Genomic DNA, 21,536 nt, shown 5'->3' with positions numbered 1-21,536 from the left:
GGGGCGCGCGCCGTTCTCGCCGGTCATTTTTAACAGGGAATCCCCATGTACGCGGTCATAAAAACCGGCGGCAAACAGTATCGTGTTTGCGCTGGTCAAAAATTGAAAATCGAACAGATACCGGCTGACATTGGGCAAGAAATCTCGCTGGACCAGGTATTGTCGGTCGGCGAAGGCGATACGCTGAAGATCGGCACGCCCTTCGTTGCCGGCGCTGCGGTCAAAGCCACCGTTCTTGCACAAGGCCGTCACGACAAGATCAAAATCTTCAAGATGCGCCGTCGCAAGCACTATCAGAAGCATCAAGGTCATCGTCAGAACTACACCGAAATCCGCATCGACGCCGTTGCGGCCTGATCCGGTAAGGAGCACAACTCATGGCACACAAAAAGGGCGGCGGCTCGACTCGCAACGGCCGCGATTCAGAATCGAAACGACTGGGCGTGAAAGTCTACGGTGGCCAGGCGATCCTGGCTGGCGGCATCATCGTCCGTCAACGCGGTACGCAGTTTCACCCCGGCGTGAACGTCGGCATCGGCAAGGACCACACGCTGTTTTCCCTGGTGGACGGCACCGTGCAGTTCTCGATCAAAGGGGCGCTGAACAAGCGCACCGTCTCGGTCGAAGCGGTGAACTAATCATCCTGGATTAGTGTAAAGACCCTGCTATCCAGCAGGGTCTTTTTTTTCATTAGAATGTATTTATCATGAAATTCGTAGACGAAGCCACCATCGAAGTCGTTGCCGGTAAAGGCGGCAACGGCGTAGCCAGCTTCCGCCGGGAAAAATTCATCCCGATGGGAGGTCCCGATGGCGGCGACGGCGGGCGCGGCGGTTCCATCCTGGCCATCGCCGACCGCAACATCAACACCCTGATCGATTACCGTTATGCCCGCCTGCATCGGGCGAAAAACGGCGAAAACGGTCGGGGATCGGATCAATACGGGGCCGGCGCGCCGGACATCGTCCTGCGCATGCCGGTGGGCACCGTGGTGCACGACGCCGATACGGGCGAACAGCTGTTCGACCTGAACCGGCACGGCGAACAGGTCACACTGGCCGCCGGCGGCAACGGCGGCCTGGGCAATCTGCACTTCAAATCCAGCACCAACCGGGCGCCGCGCCAATGCACCCCTGGGCGCGAAGGCGAACAACGCCGCCTGCGACTGGAATTGAAAGTCCTGGCCGACGTCGGCCTGCTGGGTATGCCCAATGCCGGCAAATCCACGCTGATCGCGCGCGTCTCCAATGCCAAGCCCAAGATCGCCGACTACCCCTTCACCACGCTGCACCCGAATCTGGGCGTGGTGCGCACGTCTCCGGCCCACAGCTTCGTCATCGCCGATATCCCCGGCCTGATCGAGGGCGCCTCCGAAGGCGCCGGGCTGGGTCATCAGTTCCTGCGGCACCTCAGCCGCACACGGGTGCTGCTGCACCTGCTGGACGTGTATTCGCCCGATCCTGACATCGACGCCTGCGGCCAGGCCATCCAGGACGCCCGGGCCATCGTGCGCGAACTCGAACGCTACAGCCCCGAACTGGCGGCCAAGCCGCGCTGGCTGGTGCTGAACAAACTGGACATGATCGAGGACCCCGCCGCCATCCAGGACCGCATCTGTCGCGAACTGAAGTGGACCGGCCCGGTATTCTGCATTTCCGCCTTGACCGGATCGGGCGCACCGGCGCTGATGGGCGCCATCCAGTCCTGGCTGGACGCGCAACAGCAGGCCGCGCACGCGCAAGACGACGACCCCCGCTTTACCGGGAATCCGGCGCACCGCGGACGCCACGATCCCGACCAGGAACCGACGCCATCCTGAGCCGGGCTGCGCTACACTGCATCACACTCGCCTGACGGGCTGATTGCACCATCAGGCGAGCCTCTGATCGCCACCTTTTGCTGCTGCGCGCCGCCCGTATGTCTACGCCTGCCCTGCCTTCTTCAGTCGCCCGAGACGCTCATCGTCTGGTTCTCAAGGTCGGCTCGTCTCTGGTCACCAATGAAGGCCGGGGCATCGACCTGCAGGCCGTGGCGCAATGGGCGGAACAAATCGCCGATCTGCACGCCGCAGGGCGCCAGATCGTGCTGGTCTCCAGCGGCGCCATTGCCGAAGGCATGGCCCGCCTGGGCTGGCCGCGCCGGCCCAAGGCCATGTCCGAGCTGCAGGCGGCGGCAGCCGTCGGACAGATGGGCCTGATCCAGGCTTACGAGGCCGCCTTTGCCCGCCACGGCATCCGCACGGCCCAGATTCTGCTGACCCACGAAGACCTGTCTGACCGGCGCCGCTACCTGAACGCCCGCAGCACCCTGGTGACGCTGCTGAACCTGGGCGTGGTCCCCATCGTCAATGAAAACGACACCGTCGTCACCGACGAAATTCGCGTTGGCGACAACGACACACTGGGCGCCCTGGTGACCAATCTGGTCGAAGCCAGCGTGCTGATCATCCTGACCGACCAGGCGGGACTGTACAGCGCCGATCCGCGCAAGCACGCCGATGCGCAATTCATCCACCGAGGCCAGGCAGGCGATCCCGCTCTGGAAGCCATGGCAGGTGGATCAGGCAGCGCCATCGGCACGGGCGGCATGCTGACCAAGGTCCTGGCTGCCCGACGCGCCGCCAACAGCGGCGGCCACACCATCATTGCGTCCGGGCGCGAACCGGCGGTGCTGCAGCGTCTGGCATCCGGCGAGGCCATCGGCACCGAATTACAGGCCGTGCTGCCGGTCCGGTCCGCCCGCCAGCGCTGGATGGCGAATCACCTGCGCCTGCGCGGGCGCGTCACCCTGGATGCCGGAGCCGTGCGGGCCCTGACGCAGGGACACCGCAGCCTGCTGCCGATCGGCGTGACGCATGTGGAAGGCGATTTCGAACGCGGCGACGTCGTGGCCTGTGTCGACGAGCATGGCGTGGAATGCGGTCGCGGACTGATCAACTATTCCGCTGCCGATACGGCCCGTATCCTGCGCCAGCCCAGCGCCCGCATCGCGGACATCCTGGGGCACCTGTCCGACCCCGAACTGATCCACCGCGACAATATGGTGGTGGTCCGGGCGCGCACCGCTACTTCTGCGCAGGAATAAACAGCGTTTCCTTGACTTCTTCCATGACCACGCAGCTTTTGGTCTGTGTGACCCCCGGCAGGCGCAGCAGGATATTGCCCAGCAGATTGCGGTACTGGCTGATTTCCTTGATGCGCGCCTTGACCATGTAGTCGAAGTCGCCCGACACCAGATGGCATTCCAGGACCTGGGGCACGCATAGCACTTCGCGGCGGAATTCCTCGAAAGTGCGTTCGGATTTGCTGGACATGCTGATTTCCACGAACACCAGCAAACCGGCATCCAGCGCGGCAGGAGACACGCGGGCATGGTAGCCTGTGATCGTGCCATCCCGTTCCAGACGTCGCACGCGTTCGATGCAAGGGGTGACGGTCAAGCCGACGGCATCGGCCAACTCGGTCATCGACAGGCGACCATTCTGCTGCAACATGTCCAGAATGCGGCGATCGATCTTATCCAGCGTATGCACCGATTCTTTCTGTATACGCACGATATTTTCTCCTAAAGGCGCTACCCGGATTCACCGCAAAAAGCCGCACCCCGCGCCGGTTACAAAGGCCGGCGCGCGCAGGCTAAAGTCGGTGCGAAACAGGGTGAAAACCGCCACTGCAGCAGCGGCATTCCATACAAGCAGCATTTTGTACTACTGCGCAAGGTTTGACCAGCCGGCACAGTGTGTATTTCATGGAAACTCATTTTTTTCATGAAAAATAACCTGATGATATTGCCTATCATGACTAAAATTTAATTTAATCGAGGTTCGACCATGAAGGTTCTCGTTTTAGGGGCCGGCGTCGTGGGTGTCACGAGCGCCTATTACCTGGCACGCCAGGGGCACGAAGTGACCGTGATTGACCGGGAATCGGGCACCGCGGAAGAGACCAGCTTCGGCAACGCAGGGCAGCTGTCCTTCGGCTATTCTTCGCCCTGGGCAGCCCCCGGCATCCCCCTGAAAGCCCTGAAATGGCTATTCACCCAGCATGCTCCGCTGACCATCCGGCCCGATGGCAGCCTGTTCCAGTTGCGCTGGATGTTCGACATGTGGCGCAACTGCACCCCGGCCCGCTATGCCGTCAACAAAGACCGCATGCTGCGCCTGTCGGCCTATAGCCGTCAGTGCCTGCACGAACTGCAATCCGATACCGGCATCCAGTTCGAGGGCCGCCGCCAGGGGACGCTGCAAGTTTTCCGTACCCAGAAACAGATGGACGCCGCCCAGCTCGACGTGCAGGCCTTGAGCGATGCGGGCGTCGCCTACGAGATGATCGATGGGGATCGCCTGGTCGACTATGAACCCGCGCTGCATCAGGTCCGCCACAAGCTGGTCGGCGGCCTGCGCACACCGGACGACGAGACCGGAGATTGCCGTCTGTTCACCCACGAGTTGACCCGGCTGGCCGAAGCCCAGGGCGTGCAGTTCCGCTATGGGGAAACCATCCAGGCCCTGCACCAGGCGGGCGGGCGCATCAGCAGCGTGCAGTGCGCGTCGGGTCTGATGCAGGCCGACGCCTACGTCGTGGCGCTGGGCTCGTATTCCCCGCTGCTGCTGCGCGGTATCCTGGATCTGCCGATCTATCCGATGAAGGGCTATTCCATCACTGTGGATATCGCCGACCCGGCACGGGCGCCGGTATCCACCTTGCTGGACGAAACCTACAAGATCGCGCTGACTCGCTTTGATCAACGCATCCGGGTGGGCGGCATGGCCGAAGTCGTGGGCTACGACACGCATCTGGACCCGCGCCGCCAGCGCACGCTGGAAATGGTCCTGAACGATCTCTTCCCCGGCAGCTACACGCCCGGCGACGTGCACTTCTGGACCGGCCTGCGTCCCAAGACACCGGACAGCACCCCCATCATCGGTCGTTCACGGCTGGACAATCTGTTCTTGAACACCGGCCACGGCACGCTGGGCTGGACGATGGCCTGCGGCAGCGGTCGCCTGATCGCCGACATCGTGTCCTCGCAGCCCACTGCCATCCGCAGCGACGACCTGGACGCCAAGCGCTACAACAGCTAAGCCCGTCCAGACCCGGCGGCGTTACCACGACGCCGCCGGCGGGCGCATCACAGCGCCCAGGCATAGCCAAAATCCCGCAATGACTCGACAGGTGGCGCCGGCATGCCGGCGTCGCAAGCTCGCAGCCGCAAGCGGCTGATGATGCTGCGGCAGCGGGGGTCGCGGATGCGGGCTCTTTGGCGCGGTTGCCAGACCTGCAGCACGGCGGCGATCAGATCCGCATGACTGGCCACATGGCCGGGCGCCTCGAATAGGCATAACAGAAGGGCGCGTTCCGATACCGTCAGATGCAGCGCCCCCGCGCCCTCGTACCCCAGGCTCCATCCCTGATCCATCAGACGCCACGGCCCGATATGCAGATCTGCGCCCGCCTGGCTCAGCTGCGCAAAGGGACGGGGCTGGACATCCGGGCCGAAGCGCGCGCGCCGATAATCCAGCGCCAACAGCACCGAGACCAGCAGCGTGTGAGGATCATCCGGACGCAAGACATAATCCACCCCACAGGCCAACAAGGCGGCTTGTTCGGGCCCCACCGGCTGGCCATGCCAGGCCACCATGATCAGGTCTGGCCACACCGCGCGGGTGGATTGCGCACCCCGGCAGTTGGAGGCCACATCCGCCAGCAGCACCAGCGCGTCGGGTGGCTGGCCCCCCTGAATCAACCGCTTCTGCAAAGCAGCGGATTCGGGAAACAGCTGCATCCGGCAAACGCTGGAGGCCAGACATCGTGTCCAATCGCTGTCTGTCGGCGCCAATACCCAGACGGCCTTGTCAGTCATCACGATGTATTCTCCTGTGGCAAATCGACATGCAACGGCGATCTCGACAGCATCATCCATGATGCCTTGGGCTGCAATGTGTTCAGCATTGATTTAGTGCTTATTATTACATTAGTAATCAATCATGATCACCAATGTACTGGTCGTTTTTAGTCCAATGGGTGCGTGAAGACCTTTGGCGAACGATTGCGACAGACCCGGATCAAGCGCGGCCTATCCCAGGCTCAGCTGGCGCACGCTTGCGGCCTGTCGCAAAGCGCCATTTCCAGCTACGAAAATGGCAGCCGCCAATCCCCCAAGAAATTGCTGAATCTGGCCCAGACCCTGTCCGTGGACATCTATTGGCTCAGCCGCGGCGAAGGCACTGCGGAACCGGCGCCCAGCGACCTGGCGACCATGCACGAACACGCGGCGCCCTGGCCATTTCCCTCGATAGAACCTCATGTGTTCTGGTCGCTGAAGCCCAAGGACAGGCAGACCGTGGAAACCACGGTCTCAGCCCTGATCGACAGCCTGATGGCTTCCCCCAAATACTGATTATTCCAGGATCGGCACTGGCCGGCCTGCAATCATCCCCTTATACTGCAAGTCTTCGCAGGGGTACTCGACGGCACAGCCGTCAGGTTGAGAAACACCCTTCGTACCAGTACGGATAATGCCGATGCTGGGAGCGTGCGCGGTGTCCAGCCTTTCCCCGGAACGCGCTTTCCGTCCTCCCCGATTCGGCTCCATTTCCGAAATTTTTCGAACCTGGAGCTTCCTCTTGACTACCAATCCTCAGTTTTTCGCCACTCAGGCCACGGTCGACAACGCCGCCATCCAGCCCTTGCCGGCTTCCCGCAAGATCTATGAAACGGGCTCCCGCCCGGACATCCGCGTCCCGTTCCGGGAAATCCAGCAGGACGACACGCCCACGCTGTTCGGGGGTGAAAGCAATCCGCCCCTGACGGTCTACGATACCAGCGGCCCCTACACCGACCCGGACGTCACCATCGACATCCGGCAGGGCCTTGATACCCCCCGCCTGCCCTGGATTCTGGAGCGCCAGGATACGGAAACGCTAGATGGCCTGAGCAGCCAATACGGCCGCGCCCGCCAATCCGATCCAGAGCTCGACGCCCTGCGCTTTACCCGCACCCGCGCCCCGCGCCGCGCCCGCCCCGGCGCCAATGTGACGCAGATGCACTATGCGCGACGCGGCATCGTGACGCCCGAAATGGAATTCGTCGCCATCCGCGAAAACCTGCGCCGCGCGCACTACGTGGAAAGCTTGCGCGACAGCGGCCCGGAAGGAAACCGCCTGGCCGAGCGCCTGACCCGCCAGCATCCTGGGCAATCTTTCGGCGCAGCCATCCCGCACACCATCACCGCAGACTTCGTACGCCAGGAGATCGCGCTGGGCCGCGCCATCATTCCCGCCAACATCAACCACCCCGAAGTGGAACCCATGGCCATTGGCCGCAACTTCCTGGTCAAGGTCAATGCCAATATCGGCAATTCGGCGATCCGCTCTGACATCAGCGAAGAAGTCGAGAAAATGACCTGGGCGATCCGCTGGGGCGGCGACACGGTGATGGACCTGTCCACCGGCAAGCACATTCACGAAACGCGCGAATGGATCATCCGCAATTCGCCGGTGCCCATCGGCACGGTGCCGATCTACCAGGCCCTGGAAAAGGTCGGTGGGGTTGCCGAGGAACTGAACTGGGAGATCTTCCGCGACACCCTGATCGAACAGGCCGAGCAGGGTGTGGACTATTTCACCATCCACGCCGGGGTGCGTCTGCCCTTCGTGCCGATGACGGCCAGCCGCATGACCGGGATCGTGTCACGCGGCGGTTCGATCATGGCCAAATGGTGCCTGGCACACCACAAGGAAAGTTTCCTGTACGAGCGCTTCGAAGATATCTGCGAGATCATGAAGGCCTACGACGTCAGCTTTTCCCTGGGAGACGGTCTGCGCCCTGGCTCGGGTTACGACGCCAACGACGAAGCCCAATTCGCGGAACTGCGCACCCTGGGCGAGCTGACCCAGGTGGCCTGGAAACACGATGTGCAGGTGATGATCGAAGGCCCCGGCCACGTGCCAATGCAGATGATCCGCGAAAACATGGATCTGCAGCTGAAGCACTGCCATGAGGCGCCGTTCTACACCCTGGGGCCGCTGACCACGGACATCGCCCCCGGCTACGACCACATCACATCAGGCATCGGCGCGGCGCTGATCGGCTGGTACGGCACGGCGATGCTGTGCTACGTGACGCCCAAGGAACACCTGGGCTTGCCCAACAAGCAGGACGTGAAGGACGGGATCATCACGTACAAGATCGCGGCGCACGCAGCCGATCTGGCCAAGGGTCATCCAGGCGCGGCGATCCGTGACAATGCGCTGTCCAAGGCGCGTTTCGAGTTCCGCTGGGAAGATCAGTTCAATCTGGGCCTGGACCCGGACACGGCCCGCGCCTTTCACGACGAGACGCTGCCCAAGGATTCGATGAAGGTGGCGCACTTTTGTTCGATGTGCGGGCCGAAGTTCTGCAGCATGAAGATTTCGCAGGATGTGCGGGATTATGCGAAGGAAAACGGCCTGGACGAGGCCACCGCCTTAGCGCAGGGAATGGCAGCAAAATCAGCAGAGTTCATTGCGCAGGGGGCGGAGGTGTATCAGAAGGCGTGATGGCTCTGGTATTTCTTTGAAGGGGCCGCCTGGCACAGTCGGCAGAGGGGGCATGGCCCCCCCCAGGCGACTTAAGAACCAGCCTTACTTCACCGCGTACAGGAACAATTCCACCCGCCGGTTCAGCGCCTTGCCCGCCGCCGTATTATTGTCGCCCACCGGATTCGCCGACCCCTGGCCTTCCGCCGTCAAACGACCCGGCGCGACGCCTTGGCCCGCCAGATATTGCGTGACCGCGCCCGCCCGGCGCTGCGACAAAGGCATATTGATCGCATCCGACCCTGAAGCATCCGTATAACCAATCGCCTTGGCCCTCAGTTCCGGGTGCTGGTTCAAAGCACGCGCCACACTGTCGAGCACCGGCAGCAATTCCGGTTTCAGCACGGACTTGTTCGTATCGAACGACACATTGCTGGGAATATTGACCTTCAGCGTGCCATCAGGCATTTCGATCACCGCTACCCCCAAACCGGATGCACCGGACTTTTCCACATCTCCTTTGATGGCCTTCCAGTTGTAGCCAACCACCCCGCCCACAACGGAACCGATCCCCGCACCGACCAACGCACCGTGGCTGCTGCCCCCGATCAAAGCCCCCAGCCCTGCGCCGATGGCCGCCCCGGCTCCCGCTCCCACCGCTGTGTTTTGGCCTTGCGGAGTCACATTGGCGCAAGCCGTTAACATGGCCAGCATCCCGACCGCCGCTACGCGGGTAGCAAAATACCTTGTTGTCGCCATAGCATCCTCCTGATTATTGATGGTTCAACTAGCGTAGCAGGATGTATCTGCTCGGTTGTAAGTGTTCGTTGCAAATCTGGCTTTTCGTCGCTCAGGCAGAGAACCCGCCATCCAGGCCGGCGACACGGAATACAATCGGGACCAACAAGCGCCGGGACCAGGCACAGAGACCCCATGATCGAATTCCAGCACGTCTTCAAATCCTACGGACGAGGCCGCAACATCCTGGCCGACGTCAACTTCCGCATCGAAGCGGGAGAATTCATTTTCGTCTCTGGCCCGTCCGGGGCGGGTAAATCCACCCTGCTGAAACTGATGGGCGGCCTGGAACCAGCCAGCCGAGGCGCGGTCACAGTCAACGGTCACCGCATCGACCGGCTGTCCTCTCGTACCCTGCCCTATCTGCGCCGCACCGTCGGCCTGATTCTGCAGGACGCCCATCTGCTGTTCGACCGTCATGCCTTCGACAATGTCCTGCTGCCCCTGGCCGTGCAGGGCCTGGAATCCGACAGGGCCACCACGCGGGCTCGCGCCGCTTTGGAAAAAGTCGGCCTGCGCGGCAAGGAAACCATGCTACCCATCGAATTGTCCGGCGGCGAACAGCAGCGGCTGGCCATCGCACGCGCCATCGTCGGGCGACCGGCGATCCTGATCGCCGACGAACCCACCGCCAATCTGGACCATGACAGCGCCACACACATCATGGATGTCTTTCGCGACTTCAATCAGGTGGGGGTCACAACGCTGATCGCCTCGCACGATACCGCGCTGATGGCGCGCTACGCCCAACGCACTCTGCACATCGAGGGCGGTCGCTTCACGGATCTGCCCGGAGTTCCCACATGACACGCTGGCTGCGCCACCATCGTTATGCGCTGCAAGTCGCCCTGCGCCGACTGCGCCTGCACCCTTTTTCGTCCCTGGCGAACATCGTCGTCATCGCCCTGATGCTGGCTGTCCCCATCCTGGGCGCGGCGGTGCTGCAATCCAGCCAACCCCTGGCCAAAGAACTGGCGGTCGCCCCGGAACTGACCCTGTTCCTGGCGCCCGGCACATCCGCAGATCAACAGCAGGCACTGCTCAAGCGCCTGCAGGATCAAGCCAGCGACCACATTGCGGACGCCCGGCTGCTGCCGCGCGACCAGGCCATGACTCAACTGCGGGCCGACCCCGCCTGGGCGCAGGCGCTGGACGCCTTGGCGGACAACCCGCTGCCCGATGCCCTGATCGTGACGCTGAAGGATTCCGAGGCCCCTGCTCAACAAGCGCGCGCACTCGCCGATGCCTGGCGGCAATGGCCGGGCGTAGACCACGTCCAGCTCGACAGCGAATGGGTGCGGCGCCTGGAATCCCTGCTGTCCTTCGTCCGGGTCGGTCTGGGTTTACTGGCCATCGCCGTCATCGTGGTGGTGCTGGCCACCGTGTTCAATACCGTCCGTTTGCAAGCCCTGACCCTGCGCGAGGAAATTGCGGTAGCCCGCCTGGTGGGCGCCACGGAATCCTTCGTGCGGCGCCCTTTTCTGTATCTGGGCGCCCTGACCGGCCTGGCCGCCAGTCTGCTGGCCCTGCTGCTGGCCTGGCTGACCATGACGCCCCTGAATGCCCTGTTGGGGCGGTTCGCCCAAAGCTACGGCATTTCCTGGTCTCTACACCTGCCTGCCGCCTCTGATCTGCTGCTGTCCGGCATTCTGATCATTTTGCTGGGGGCCATCGCTGCCCGTCTGTCGGTGACCCGACATACCCAATTCTGATGCACGCGTCAGATCCAGCATCCCGTATCGCGGCCTGGCAGAAACAATCGGGCCGTCACGGACTGCCCTGGCAGCATACGCGCGACCCATACCGAATCTGGCTGTCGGAAGTCATGCTGCAACAAACCCAGGCAGCGACCGTCATTCCGTATTTCCTGCGCTTCCTGGAAAAATTCCCGACGGTGACCGCGCTGGCCGATGCGCCTGCCGACGCCGTGCTGCAGGCTTGGGCCGGGCTGGGCTACTATGCCCGCGCCCGGAATCTGCACCGCTGCGCTCAGCTGGTGCGCGATGCGCACGGCGGTCAATTCCCGCCCGACGCCGCTTCGCTGGAAACGCTACCCGGCATCGGTCGATCCACGGCAGCCGCCATCGCTGCTTTTGCCCATGGCGAGCGCGCGCCCATTCTGGACGGCAATGTCCGCCGCGTCCTGATCCGCTATCTGGCATTGGCCGGAGACCCCGGCAGCACCGCCATGACCCGCGCGCTCTGGACGCATGCCCAAGCCTGGCTGGACCAGGCGCCCGATCATCTGGACATGCGGGCGTATACCCAGGGGCAGATGGACCTGGGGGCCGCCATCTGCACCCGATCCCGACCAGACTGCCTGCGCTGCCCGCTGACGGCGGATTGCGCCGCCCGGCAACAAGGCCTGCAAGACACCCTGCCCAACCCTCGTCCTCGGCGCACTCAGGCCCTGCATAGCTGCTGGATGCCGATCATCGAATGCGAAGACCATCTCTGGTTGCAACGCCGGCCCGCAGACGGTATCTGGGGCAGCCTGTGGGCGCTGCCGACCTTTGACGACCGCGCCACGCTGGACACGCTCTGCCCACAACGCCCCGCCGCCAGTCAAATACAGACACTGGCGACGATCGAACACGTCTTCACGCATTTCCGCCTGCTGATCCAGCCGGTGCGCATCCAACTGCAGGGACCGCTATCGGCCCACCCAATCCCGATCACGGCAGCGCCTGATCCCGCGCCAGGCAAGCCGGCGCGAACGCGCAACCCAGCCGTGATTCCGAACCAGTCGGGCGAGTCCACCTGGGTACCGCTGACGCAGCTACCGAACATCGGCCAACCCGCTCCGCTGTCACGCCTGCTGCTGGGCCTGTACCCGCCCCACCTTTGAGCGGTGCGGCCTCTGCGTGCTGTTACGTCATCCAGGCGAGCGCGGCTGATGCCCGCCGATGCCCATCAGCAGGCCGCAGGCCACCCCCAGCGTCATCAGGGCCGTCCCGCCGTAGCTCATGAAAGGCAACGGCACCCCGACCACGGGCAGTACGCCCGTCACCATCCCGATGTTCACGAAGACGTAGACGAACATCATCATGGACATGGCCCCGCCCAGCAGACGCCCGAACTGGGTTGGGGCACGCACCGTGATCGTCAGACCGCGCAAGACCATCAGGGCATACAGCAGCAACAGCATCACGCCGCCATACAGGCCAAATTCCTCGGCGAACACTGCAAAGATGAAGTCGGTCGTGCGTTCAGGAATGAAATCCAGGTGCGTCTGCGTGCCCTGCATATAGCCCTTGCCATACACCCCGCCCGAGCCGACGGCGATCATCGACTGGATGGTGTGAAACCCCTTGCCCAGGGGATCGGACCCCGGGTTCAACAGCACGCAGACCCGGTATTTCTGATAGTCGTGCAGCACCACCCAGTCCACATCCGGCTGGCAGATCTGGTCTTCGTAGGCCACCAACGTCCCCAGACCCAATATCACTACCAGCGCCACGGGCACCAGCAGTTTGAAGGGCAGCCCGGCGAAATAAATGACGCAGAATCCCGAGGCCAGCACCAGCAAGGCCGTCCCAAGATCCGGCTGTTCGATGATCAGCGCGGCGGGGATCAGCAACAGCACCCCGGCCACCAGAAAGTCCGCCACCCGGAACTGCCCGCTGGACTGGCGCTGAAAATACCAGGCCAGCATCAGCGGCACGGCGATCTTCATCATTTCCGAGGGCTGAATGCGCCCTATCCCGAGATCCAGCCAGCGCGTCGCCCCCTTGCTGGTGACGCCAAACAACATCACGGCCACCAGGAGCAACACGCCGGCCACATACAGGACGGGCGCCATGCGCATGATAAAACTCGGGCGCATCAAGGCAACGGCCCACATGGCGACAAAGGCAATCAGAAAATTGCGCAGCTGATCGGCGAAACGCCAATCTGTGTTGCCGACGGCGGAATGCATGGTCGCCATCCCGACCACGGCCATCACCACCAGCAGAATCAACAAAGGCCAGTCCAGGACCGACAGCATGCGGCGCACGGCCAGCACGATGAATTTCATGGAGTGTTCTCCGGGGCGCCGTCCTCTGGCGGAGTATCCGCATCTGGCGGGGGCGCGGGTTCTGGCGCCGCATCGTCATCCGGCGCGGGAGCCGCCTCCGGCATCCCTCGGACGGGCGGCGCGACGGCATTCATCGTTTGATACGCAGCCTGCTCCGCCTGCCGCTGCAAGGTGCGCTGAGCCACGCGCGTCGGGTTCAACCAATAATCAAAGGCGGTCCGCGCAATCGGCGCGGCCACCGAAGCCCCCCAACCGCCGTTCTCCACGATCAGCGCGATGGCAATCTGCGGATCGTCCACCGGCGCGTAGGCCATGAACAAGGCATGATCGCGCAAACGCTCGTCCACGGCATGCGCCTTGTATTTGGCGCCTCTCAGACTGAAGACCTGCGCCGTGCCGGTCTTGCCTGCCGCCTGGTAGGGCGCCCCTTCGAAAGCGCGCCGCGCCGTGCCCTTGTTGATCACATCGACCATCGCATCGCGCACCACTTTCAGATTGGCGGGCTGGAGCGGAATCGTGTATTGCGGCGTCTGCACCGGATAAGAGAACCGCCCCGTCAGAGGATCGATGATACGTCGCACCAGGTGCGGTCGCATATAGACCCCGTCGTTGGCCAGCACCGAGGTCGCCTGCGCCAGCTGCAGCAGCGTGAACGCGTTGTAGCCCTGACCTACCGTCACCGACACCGTCTCGCCCTGATACCAGTGCTGCTGTTCCGGCTTCTTGTAGGTCTTGCGCTTCCAGGCTCGCGAGGGCAGGACGCCGCGCCGCTCGCCATCCAGGTCGATACCGGTGATCTGGCCAAAGCCGAATTGCTGGCTGAAATCATGCAAGGCGTCGATATCCATCTGCGCGCCCAATGAAAAGAAATAGGTATCCGACGACACGGCAATCGCCCGACGCATATTGGTCGGCCCGTAGACCGCGCCGCCCGCATTGCGGAACCGCTGCCCCGCCAATTCGAAATAGCCCGGATCGGGAATCAGGTCCTGAGCCCCGCGCAAGCCCATTTCCAGAGCGGCCATTGCCACAAACGGCTTATAGGTCGAGCCAATGGGATAGGTGCCGTACAGGGGCCGGTTGATCAGCGGATGATCCGGCGAGTCATTGAGCTTGCGCCAGTTTTCCACATCGATGCCATCGATGAACAGATTGGGGTCGAAAGAGGGCGAAGACACGAAGGCCAGGACCTCGCCGGTGTGCGGCGCAATGGCCACCAGCGCCCCCCGCCTGCCCGCGAACTGCGCCTCGGCCAGTTGCTGCAACCCCGTGTCCAGGGACAGTTCCAGGTTGGCGCCGGGAATCGGATCCGTGCGATTGAGTTCGCGCACGGGCCTGCCGGTGGCCGTGACTTCCAGTTCTTCGACCCCGGTGCGGCCATGCAGCATGCTTTCCCAGGTCTTTTCGATGCCTTTCTTGCCCATCACCAGAGTACCCCGGTAATTGCCTTCCTGGCCGGTTTCCTCTAGGTGCTGTTGATCTTCTTCCGATATCCGCCCCACGAAACCCAGGACATGCGCCGCCGATTCATGCTGAGGGTAAGCGCGCACCCAACGAGCCTCCAGGCTGACCCCTGGGAACTCAAAGGCATGCACGGCAAACCAGGACGCCTCGACATCATTCAGATTGTTGCGCAACAACACCGGCGCATAACGACCACTTTGCTGATAGGCACGTAAAAATTTACGTTCATCGCCGTCGCTGATGTAGACCAATTCCCGCAAACGATCCAGCAAGTCTTCGACTTTCCCCTGAATCTGCGCCCGCGTCACCAGCAGTGTGTAGTCCCGCAGATTGGTGGCCATGATTTCACCATGGCGGTCAGTGACCTGGCCGCGCCGGGGAGGAATCGGCACGATCGTGATACGGTTCTGGTCGGCGCGCGCCGCCAGATTGTCATACCGCACCACCTGCAAATGCCACAAACGGCCAACCAGCAGCAGCAGGCACACCAGGGCGAATATTCCGGCCACCCAGGCGCGCAGCAATACGATCTGGCGCTGATGTTGGCCGGTCTTGCGAAACTCAAACATGCCGGACCATCACACCGATCCGCCATCATCGCCGTCCAGTCGGCGCTGGGGCAGCAGGAGCAGCACATCCGCCAGGGGCAGGAGAGCGCCGGTGATCAGCGCCGTCCATAGCCAGTCCCAGCCCACCCATTCCCCATTGAGCCAAGCCCCCAGCAGGCGCGACACCAGGGCGGCGACGACGAAAATCGGCATCAGGTGCACCGTCTGAACCCAGACATTGAAATGGTGCAGTCGCCCGTGCAGCCGCAGGATTCCGTAGGCGCACAGAACATAATTCAGGGCATGCAGGCCCAGCAGATCGGCATCATGCACATCCATCAGCAACCCCAGCACGAAGGCCGTCAGCAGCCCCACGCGACTGGGTTCATACAGACACCAGAAGGCCAGCACCAGCAGCAGCATGTCGGGGACCGGCTGCCACAGCCGCCAGGGCAACAGAGACGCCAGCCAGACCAGGATCAAGGACCCCCAAACCAGCCAGGCAGAAGAAGGCCGATGGAAAGGCGCCGCATCCACCGGCTGCAGGGACATCAGCGAGGATCTGCCGGCAGACGACTTAGGGCTGGCCACGGGCATGTTCGACCTCCTCGGTTTTGGGCACTTTCGACACATCGACGCGCAGCACCAGGAAATGGCGGTAGCGTTCGGGATGCGATAAAGGCTCGGCCAGCGCCATGGCAAAACCCGTGCCGGGATCCCGGTCGACCTTTTCGACCTTGCCGACGGACAGGCCCGCCGGGAACAGGCCGCCAATCCCGCTGGTGACCAGAATATCACCGGGTTGCACATCCATATTGGCAGTCAGGTAGCGGACTTCGAGTTTGCCGACTTCGTCGCTGCCAAAGGCAATCAGACGCAGCCCGTTGCGCAAGACCTGAACGGGGATGGACACCTGGTCGTCAATCAGCAAAGCGGCTTCGGAGGTAAAAGGCGTCACGCGGATGATCTGCCCCACGACCCCGCCTTCGTCGATGACCGGCATGCCCGGCTCAATGCCTGCCTGGGAACCCTTATTGAACACCAGCCGGTGGCTGAAGGCATTGGGCGGCACATAGAAGACTTCGACCGCCACCGACCGTTGCGAAATGGATTCGGAAACCTTCAGCAGACGACGCAATTGCTCGTTTTCGGTGGTCAGCTGGGCGGCGTGCATGACCAGCTGCGCCATCTCGATCTGCTGACGGCGCAGCGCGTCTTGTTCCTCGCGGGCCAGCGCAGCCGCATGCGACCAGCTGTCCACATAGTCCATCGCCTCGCGCGGCGCCTGGACCAGTCGCTGGAATGGGTAAATAGCCGTTGCCAGCGCCTGGCGCACGGGGCTGAGGACAGACCAATGCGCATCCGTCACAATCAGCGACAGACAGACAAGCAGCAGCAAGGCCAGACGGACCTCGACGCTGGGTCCCCGTTTGAAAAGTCTGAGCGTCCCAGGTTCACGCATGACGGACAAAGAGCGGATGCCGCTCGATCAATCGTAGATGAACACCCCGCCCAGACGCTCGAGATGTTCCAGCGCCTCGCCGCAGCCACGCACCACGCAGGTCAGCGGGTCTTCGGCCACAACCACGGGCAGGCCGGTTTCTTCTTGAAGCAGGCGATCCAGATCGTGCAGCAAGGCACCACCGCCCGTCAAGGCGATGCCCTTGTCGGTGATGTCTGCGCCCAGTTCGGGCGGCGTCTGTTCCAGGGCGGTCTTGACCGCCGACACGATCTGGTTGAGCGGGTCGGTCAGGGATTCCAGGATTTCGTTCGACGACACCGTGAAGCTGCGCGGTACGCCTTCGGACAGGTTGCGGCCCTTGACTTCGATTTCGCGGATTTCGGATCCCGGGAAGGCCGAGCCGATTTCCTTTTTGATCAGTTCGGCGGTGGGTTCGCCGATCAACATGCCGTAGTTGCGGCGGATGTAGTTGATGATGGCCTCGTCGAACTTATCGCCGCCGACGCGCACCGAGCCTTTGTAGACCATCCCGCCCAGGGAGATCACAGCGACTTCGGTGGTGCCGCCGCCGATGTCCACGACCATGGAGCCGCTGGCGTCCGACACGGCCAAGCCGGCGCCGATGGCTGCAGCCATGGGTTCCTCGATCAGGTAGACCTGGCTGGCGCCCGCACCCAGAGCGGATTCACGGATGGCGCGGCGTTCGACCTGGGTCGAGCCGCAGGGGACGCAAACGATGATGCGCGGGCTGGGGGCCAACATGCTGCGCGGATGCACCATGCGGATGAACTGCTTGAGCATCTGTTCGGTGACGGTGAAGTCGGCGATCACACCGTCTTTCATCGGGCGGATGGCCTCGATGTTGCCCGGCACCCGGCCCAGCATCTGCTTGGCCTCGTGACCGACGGCCTGGATGATTTTTTTTCCGTTGGGTCCGCCGTCATGGCGGATGGCGACGACCGAGGGTTCGTCAAGCACAATGCCCTTGCTGCGGACATAAATCAGCGTATTGGCCGTACCAAGGTCAATCGCCATATCGCTGGAAAAATAGCTGCGTAGGAATCCGAACATGGGCGCACTAATGAAAAGGGGTGGAATGTGATTTGCTCACGTAGGGCCCAGTGTTACCGACGATCAACCGCCAGCACGGCGGGCACAGGCCAGGCAAGCCGCATAGAATCGGTAATGATAACTTATAATCCTATAGGGACACGCTCGGAATTAAGTGGAAAGTTTTGCAAAACATCCGCTTTCCGCATTTTCGGACACATCCTCACACACTCATCCGGCTGCCGCATTGGCGACGGCCTCTCCGGCAAGACGACATGGCACTGACCGAACAGGACATCGCCCGGCTCGCACGGCTTTCGGGCTTGCGACTGGACTCCAATGACCAATCCCGCGCGCACCAGGAATTGAACCGCATCCTGGGCCTGATCGAAGAACTGCAGGCCGTGGATACCGCCGGCATCGAACCCATGGCCCACCCGCTGGCGGCCCACCAGGATATCGCCCTGCGCTTGCGCGACGACACGGCCAGTCCGGCGCAATCGGCGGCCCAGCGCGATGCCTTCCTGGCAAACGCGCCGGCGGCCCACCAGGGCCTGTTCCTCGTGCCTACCGTCATTGAATGATGCCATGAACCAGCTTTCAGAATTCCACAGCATCCAGGCACTGAGCGATGCCCTGCACAAGCGGCAGATCAGCGCCACCGAACTGGCCACCGACGCTCTGCGTGCCGCGCGCGGCCATTCCGACCAGAATGTCTTTCTGCACATCGATGACGATCTGACCCTGGCCCAAGCCCGCGACGCCGATCAGGCGCTGGCCGGCGGCCAGGCGGGGCCGCTGACCGGCATCCCCATCGCTCACAAAGACTTGTTCGTCACGCGCGGATGGCGCACCACGGCGGCCAGCCGCATGCTGGCCAACTACGTCAGCCCGTTTGACGCCACTGTCGTGGATCATCTGCGTCAGGCAGGTGCCGTGTCGCTGGGCAAACTGAGCTGCGACGAATTCGCCATGGGCTCGGGCAATGAAAATTCCGCCTTTGGCCCGGTGCGCAACCCCTGGGACGCCGACCGCATCCCCGGCGGCTCGTCGGGCGGCTCCGCCGCCGCCGTGGCGGCAGGCCTGGTCCTGGGCGCCACCGGCACCGACACCGGCGGCTCGGTGCGCCAGCCCGCCGCCTACTGCGGCGTCAGCGGCATCAAACCCACCTACGGCACCGTGTCGCGCTACGGCATCATCGCCTATGCCTCCAGCCTGGACCAAGCCGGCCCACTGGCGCGCAGCGCCCAGGATCTGGTGCCGCTGCTCGATGCCATGAGCGGTTTCGACCCCCAGGATTCCACCAGCCTGGAATCCTGCGACGGGCAAGCCAACACCGCCGGTCGCATCCAGGCTGCGTTCGCCGCCAGCCAGACCGCCTTCCAGGCCAACGGCGACCGCCCCCTGCAAGGCTTGCGCATCGGCGTGCCGCGCGAATTCTTCAACGAAGGCCTGGCCGCCGATGTCGGCGCCGCCATTGAATCCGCCCTGCAGGTCTTCGAATCGCTGGGCGCGACCCGTGTGGATGTTTCCCTGCCCCGCACCCGCCTGTCGATTCCGGCGTATTACGTCATCGCCCCTGCAGAAGCATCCAGCAATCTGTCGCGCTACGACGGGGTGCGCTACGGCCACCGGGCAGCCCAATACACAGACCTGGCCGACATGACCAGCCGCTCACGCTCGGAAGGCTTCGGCGACGAAGTCCGCCGCCGCATTCTGGTCGGTACCTATGTGCTGTCACACGGCTACTACGACGCCTATTACCTGCAGGCCCAGCGTGTGCGCCGCATGATCGTCGATGACTTCCAGCGTGTCCTGTCCCAGGACTGCGACGTCATCATGGGTCCGGTCACACCCGGCACCGCTCGCCGCATCGGCGACAACCGCCAGGACCCCATCGCCGACTGGCTGGGCGACATCTACACCCTGGGCGTCAGCCTGGCCGGCCTGCCCGGCATGTCCATCCCCTGCGGCTTTGGCGGGGAATCAGGCCGTCTGCCCATCGGTCTGCAGATCGTCGGTCGCTATTTCGACGAAGGCCGCCTGCTGGCCCTGGCCGATCGCTATCAGCAAGCCACCGACTGGCACCAACGCACACCGGAACACGCATAATGGATTGGGAAATCGTCATCGGGCTGGAAACCCACGCCCAACTGTCCACGCAGTCAAAGATCTTTTCACACAGCAGCACACGCTTTGGCGCCGAACCCAACACCCAGGCCAATGCTGTGGATATGGCCCTGCCGGGTTCGCTGCCCGCCATGAACCGGGGCGCGGTCGAACGCGCCATCCAGTTCGGCCTGGCCGTCAACGCGCAGGTGGCGCATCGGTCTGTGTTCGCGCGTAAAAATTATTTCTATCCAGACCTGCCGAAAAACTACCAGATCAGCCAGTTCGAACTGCCCATCGTGGTGGGCGGTCAGCTGTCGTTCTTCGTGGGTGAACAGGAACACACGGTCAACCTGACACGCGCCCACCTGGAAGAAGACGCGGGCAAATCCCTGCACGAACACTTCACCGGGCCGCACGGCGAATCGTCCAGCGGCATCGACCTGAACCGCGCCGGTACGCCGCTGCTGGAAATCGTCACCGAACCGGAAATGCGCTCCGCCGCCGAGGCGGTGGCCTACGCCCGCACCCTGCACGGCCTGGTCGTCTGGCTGGGCATCTGCGATGGCAATATGCAGGAAGGTTCTTTCCGCTGCGATGCCAACGTCTCGGTGCGCCCGCGCGGGCAGGCCGAATTCGGCACGCGCTGCGAGATCAAGAACCTGAATTCCTTCCGCTTCCTGGAACGCGCCATCCAGTACGAGGTCCGCCGTCAGATCGAACTGATCGAGGACGGCGGCAAGGTCATCCAGCAGACTCGGCTGTACGACCCGGACCGGGACGAAACCCGCGCCATGCGCACGAAAGAAGATTCCGACGACTACCGGTATTTCCCCGATCCCGACCTGCCGCCGCTGATGGTGGAGACTGAATGGATCGAGCAGGTGCGCGCATCCCTGCCGGAACTGCCGGCGGCGAAACGCGCCCGATTCGAATCGGACATGGGCCTGACGGCCTACGACGCGGCACAACTGACGCTGCACCGCGCCGTGGCGGACTATTTCGAATCGACCGCCGCCGCCCTGCCCGCCGATCAGGCAAAACAGGCGGCCAATTGGATCCTGGGCGAGCTGTCGGCTTCGCTGAACCGCGACGGGCTGGATATCGCGCAGTCGCCGGTGTCTCCGGCGCAACTGGCGGCGCTGATCACGCGCATCCTGGACGGCACGATTTCGACGAAGATCGCGCGCGACGTGTTCGCAGCGATGTGGGCCGGGGAATCGGGCGGCGACGCGGACGCGATCATCGAATCGAAAGGTCTGCGCCAGATCAGCGATACGGGGGCGATCGAAGCGATGATCGACCAAGTGCTGGCGGCCAACCCGGCGATTGTCGAGGAATACCACGCGGGCAAGCAAAAAGCGTTCAATTCGCTGGTGGGCCAGGTGATGAAGGCCGCCAAGGGCAAGGCGAATCCGCAGCAGGTGAATACGGTGCTGAAGCAGCGGCTGGACAGGTAGTTTTCTGTTTGCCTCCATGGCTACAGGCCTTGGTTGCTCTCACCGCCCTGCCAATCCCTCAGGCTGGATGGTGCCGGGTCTTCCCGGCGCTGTTGGAGGCCGTCGGTCA

General features: G+C 63.1%; 21 protein-coding genes. 13 read left to right on the top strand and 8 right to left on the bottom strand.

The window, feature by feature from the left end:
* The first annotated feature begins 45 nt into the window (after positions 1 to 45).
* The 4 genes from rplU (at position 46) to proB (ending at position 3,084) form a co-directional block, all read left to right on the top strand.
* Positions 46 to 357, top strand: coding sequence for a 50S ribosomal protein L21 (gene rplU / locus WBF69_RS07245; protein WP_424262687.1), 312 nt, complete (start codon positions 46 to 48; stop codon positions 355 to 357).
* 20 nt (positions 358 to 377) lie between these two features.
* Positions 378 to 638 carry a 50S ribosomal protein L27 gene (gene rpmA / locus WBF69_RS07240; protein ID WP_298014471.1) on the top strand — a complete coding sequence of 87 codons (261 nt, stop codon included), beginning with the start codon at positions 378 to 380 and terminating at the stop codon, positions 636 to 638.
* Between the two features lie 68 nt (positions 639 to 706).
* Positions 707 to 1,819: a GTPase ObgE gene (obgE, locus tag WBF69_RS07235; RefSeq protein WP_424262685.1), complete on the top strand. Its 1,113-nt coding sequence runs from the start codon at positions 707 to 709 to the stop codon at positions 1,817 to 1,819.
* A 98-nt stretch (positions 1,820 to 1,917) separates the two neighbouring features.
* The gene (proB, locus tag WBF69_RS07230; protein WP_424262683.1) at positions 1,918 to 3,084 is read left to right on the top strand and encodes a glutamate 5-kinase; all 1,167 of its coding nucleotides are present in this window, start codon (positions 1,918 to 1,920) and stop codon (positions 3,082 to 3,084) included.
* Here proB and WBF69_RS07225 read toward each other — a convergent pair.
* Positions 3,065 to 3,553: an Lrp/AsnC ligand binding domain-containing protein gene (locus WBF69_RS07225; RefSeq protein WP_424262681.1), complete on the bottom strand. Its 489-nt coding sequence runs from the start codon at positions 3,551 to 3,553 to the stop codon at positions 3,065 to 3,067. The genes proB and WBF69_RS07225 overlap by 20 nt on opposite strands.
* Positions 3,554 to 3,829: 276 nt before the next feature.
* Here WBF69_RS07225 and WBF69_RS07220 point away from each other — a divergent pair, with 276 nt between their 5' ends.
* Positions 3,830 to 5,083, top strand: a complete 1,254-nt coding sequence (locus tag WBF69_RS07220) for a D-amino acid dehydrogenase (protein WP_424262679.1) — start codon at positions 3,830 to 3,832, stop codon at positions 5,081 to 5,083.
* Between the two features lie 47 nt (positions 5,084 to 5,130).
* On the opposite strand, the gene WBF69_RS07215 is transcribed toward WBF69_RS07220, so the two are convergent.
* A complete protein-coding gene (locus WBF69_RS07215) occupies positions 5,131 to 5,865 on the bottom strand; it encodes a helix-turn-helix domain-containing protein (protein ID WP_424262677.1) in 735 nt (244 codons plus the stop codon).
* Between the two features lie 162 nt (positions 5,866 to 6,027).
* Here WBF69_RS07215 and WBF69_RS07210 point away from each other — a divergent pair, with 162 nt between their 5' ends.
* Complete coding sequence (locus WBF69_RS07210) at positions 6,028 to 6,399, top strand: helix-turn-helix domain-containing protein (RefSeq protein ID WP_424262675.1); 372 nt, start codon at positions 6,028 to 6,030, stop codon at positions 6,397 to 6,399.
* Positions 6,400 to 6,625: 226 nt separating this feature from the next.
* The gene (gene thiC / locus WBF69_RS07205) at positions 6,626 to 8,539 is read left to right on the top strand and encodes a phosphomethylpyrimidine synthase ThiC (RefSeq protein WP_424262673.1); all 1,914 of its coding nucleotides are present in this window, start codon (positions 6,626 to 6,628) and stop codon (positions 8,537 to 8,539) included.
* An 84-nt stretch (positions 8,540 to 8,623) separates the two neighbouring features.
* Here thiC and WBF69_RS07200 read toward each other — a convergent pair whose 3' ends face one another.
* On the bottom strand, positions 8,624 to 9,232 hold the full coding sequence (locus tag WBF69_RS07200; protein ID WP_424262671.1) for an OmpA family protein: 609 nt from the start codon (positions 9,230 to 9,232) through the stop codon (positions 8,624 to 8,626).
* Positions 9,233 to 9,451: 219 nt separating this feature from the next.
* On the opposite strand from WBF69_RS07200, the gene WBF69_RS07195 reads away from it, so the two are divergent.
* Genes WBF69_RS07195 through mutY form a run of 3 tightly spaced genes read left to right on the top strand, consistent with a single transcriptional unit; the run spans position 9,452 to position 12,164 of the window.
* Positions 9,452 to 10,123 carry a cell division ATP-binding protein FtsE gene (locus WBF69_RS07195; RefSeq protein ID WP_424262669.1) on the top strand — a complete coding sequence of 224 codons (672 nt, stop codon included), beginning with the start codon at positions 9,452 to 9,454 and terminating at the stop codon, positions 10,121 to 10,123.
* Complete coding sequence (locus tag WBF69_RS07190) at positions 10,120 to 11,028, top strand: cell division protein FtsX (RefSeq protein ID WP_424262667.1); 909 nt, start codon at positions 10,120 to 10,122, stop codon at positions 11,026 to 11,028. Before WBF69_RS07195 ends, WBF69_RS07190 begins: the two co-directional genes overlap by 4 nt.
* The gene (gene mutY, locus WBF69_RS07185; RefSeq protein WP_424262665.1) at positions 11,028 to 12,164 is read left to right on the top strand and encodes an A/G-specific adenine glycosylase; all 1,137 of its coding nucleotides are present in this window, start codon (positions 11,028 to 11,030) and stop codon (positions 12,162 to 12,164) included. Before WBF69_RS07190 ends, mutY begins: the two co-directional genes overlap by 1 nt.
* A gap of 27 nt (positions 12,165 to 12,191) precedes the next feature.
* On the opposite strand, the gene rodA is transcribed toward mutY, so the two are convergent.
* From rodA to WBF69_RS07160, 5 genes are read right to left on the bottom strand one after another with little or no spacing between them, the layout of a single operon-like run.
* On the bottom strand, positions 12,192 to 13,334 hold the full coding sequence (rodA, locus tag WBF69_RS07180; RefSeq protein WP_424262663.1) for a rod shape-determining protein RodA: 1,143 nt from the start codon (positions 13,332 to 13,334) through the stop codon (positions 12,192 to 12,194).
* Positions 13,331 to 15,367 carry a penicillin-binding protein 2 gene (mrdA, locus tag WBF69_RS07175; RefSeq protein ID WP_424262661.1) on the bottom strand — a complete coding sequence of 679 codons (2,037 nt, stop codon included), beginning with the start codon at positions 15,365 to 15,367 and terminating at the stop codon, positions 13,331 to 13,333. Before mrdA ends, rodA begins: the two co-directional genes overlap by 4 nt.
* 9 nt (positions 15,368 to 15,376) lie before the next feature.
* Entirely contained in the window at positions 15,377 to 15,943 is a 567-nt protein-coding gene (gene mreD, locus WBF69_RS07170) for a rod shape-determining protein MreD (protein WP_424262659.1), read from the bottom strand.
* A complete protein-coding gene (gene mreC, locus WBF69_RS07165) occupies positions 15,924 to 16,808 on the bottom strand; it encodes a rod shape-determining protein MreC (RefSeq protein WP_424262725.1) in 885 nt (294 codons plus the stop codon). The genes mreD and mreC overlap by 20 nt, the downstream gene beginning before the upstream one ends.
* Positions 16,809 to 16,835: 27 nt before the next feature.
* Positions 16,836 to 17,879: a rod shape-determining protein gene (locus WBF69_RS07160; protein ID WP_043685149.1), complete on the bottom strand. Its 1,044-nt coding sequence runs from the start codon at positions 17,877 to 17,879 to the stop codon at positions 16,836 to 16,838.
* A gap of 254 nt (positions 17,880 to 18,133) precedes the next feature.
* Here WBF69_RS07160 and gatC point away from each other — a divergent pair, with 254 nt between their 5' ends.
* Genes gatC through gatB form a run of 3 tightly spaced genes read left to right on the top strand, consistent with a single transcriptional unit; the run spans position 18,134 to position 21,427 of the window.
* Positions 18,134 to 18,442, top strand: a complete 309-nt coding sequence (gatC, locus tag WBF69_RS07155) for an Asp-tRNA(Asn)/Glu-tRNA(Gln) amidotransferase subunit GatC (RefSeq protein WP_424262657.1) — start codon at positions 18,134 to 18,136, stop codon at positions 18,440 to 18,442.
* Between the two features lie 4 nt (positions 18,443 to 18,446).
* Positions 18,447 to 19,970 carry an Asp-tRNA(Asn)/Glu-tRNA(Gln) amidotransferase subunit GatA gene (gene gatA, locus WBF69_RS07150; RefSeq protein WP_424262655.1) on the top strand — a complete coding sequence of 508 codons (1,524 nt, stop codon included), beginning with the start codon at positions 18,447 to 18,449 and terminating at the stop codon, positions 19,968 to 19,970.
* Positions 19,970 to 21,427: an Asp-tRNA(Asn)/Glu-tRNA(Gln) amidotransferase subunit GatB gene (gene gatB, locus WBF69_RS07145; protein ID WP_424262653.1), complete on the top strand. Its 1,458-nt coding sequence runs from the start codon at positions 19,970 to 19,972 to the stop codon at positions 21,425 to 21,427. Before gatA ends, gatB begins: the two co-directional genes overlap by 1 nt.
* Positions 21,428 to 21,536 lie beyond the last annotated feature (109 nt).

Origin of the sequence: Castellaniella sp., assembly GCF_049673105.1 — a bacterium.
Classification (GTDB): Bacteria; Pseudomonadota; Gammaproteobacteria; order Burkholderiales; family Burkholderiaceae_B; genus Castellaniella.
This window is presented reverse-complemented; position numbering and strand designations above follow the sequence as displayed.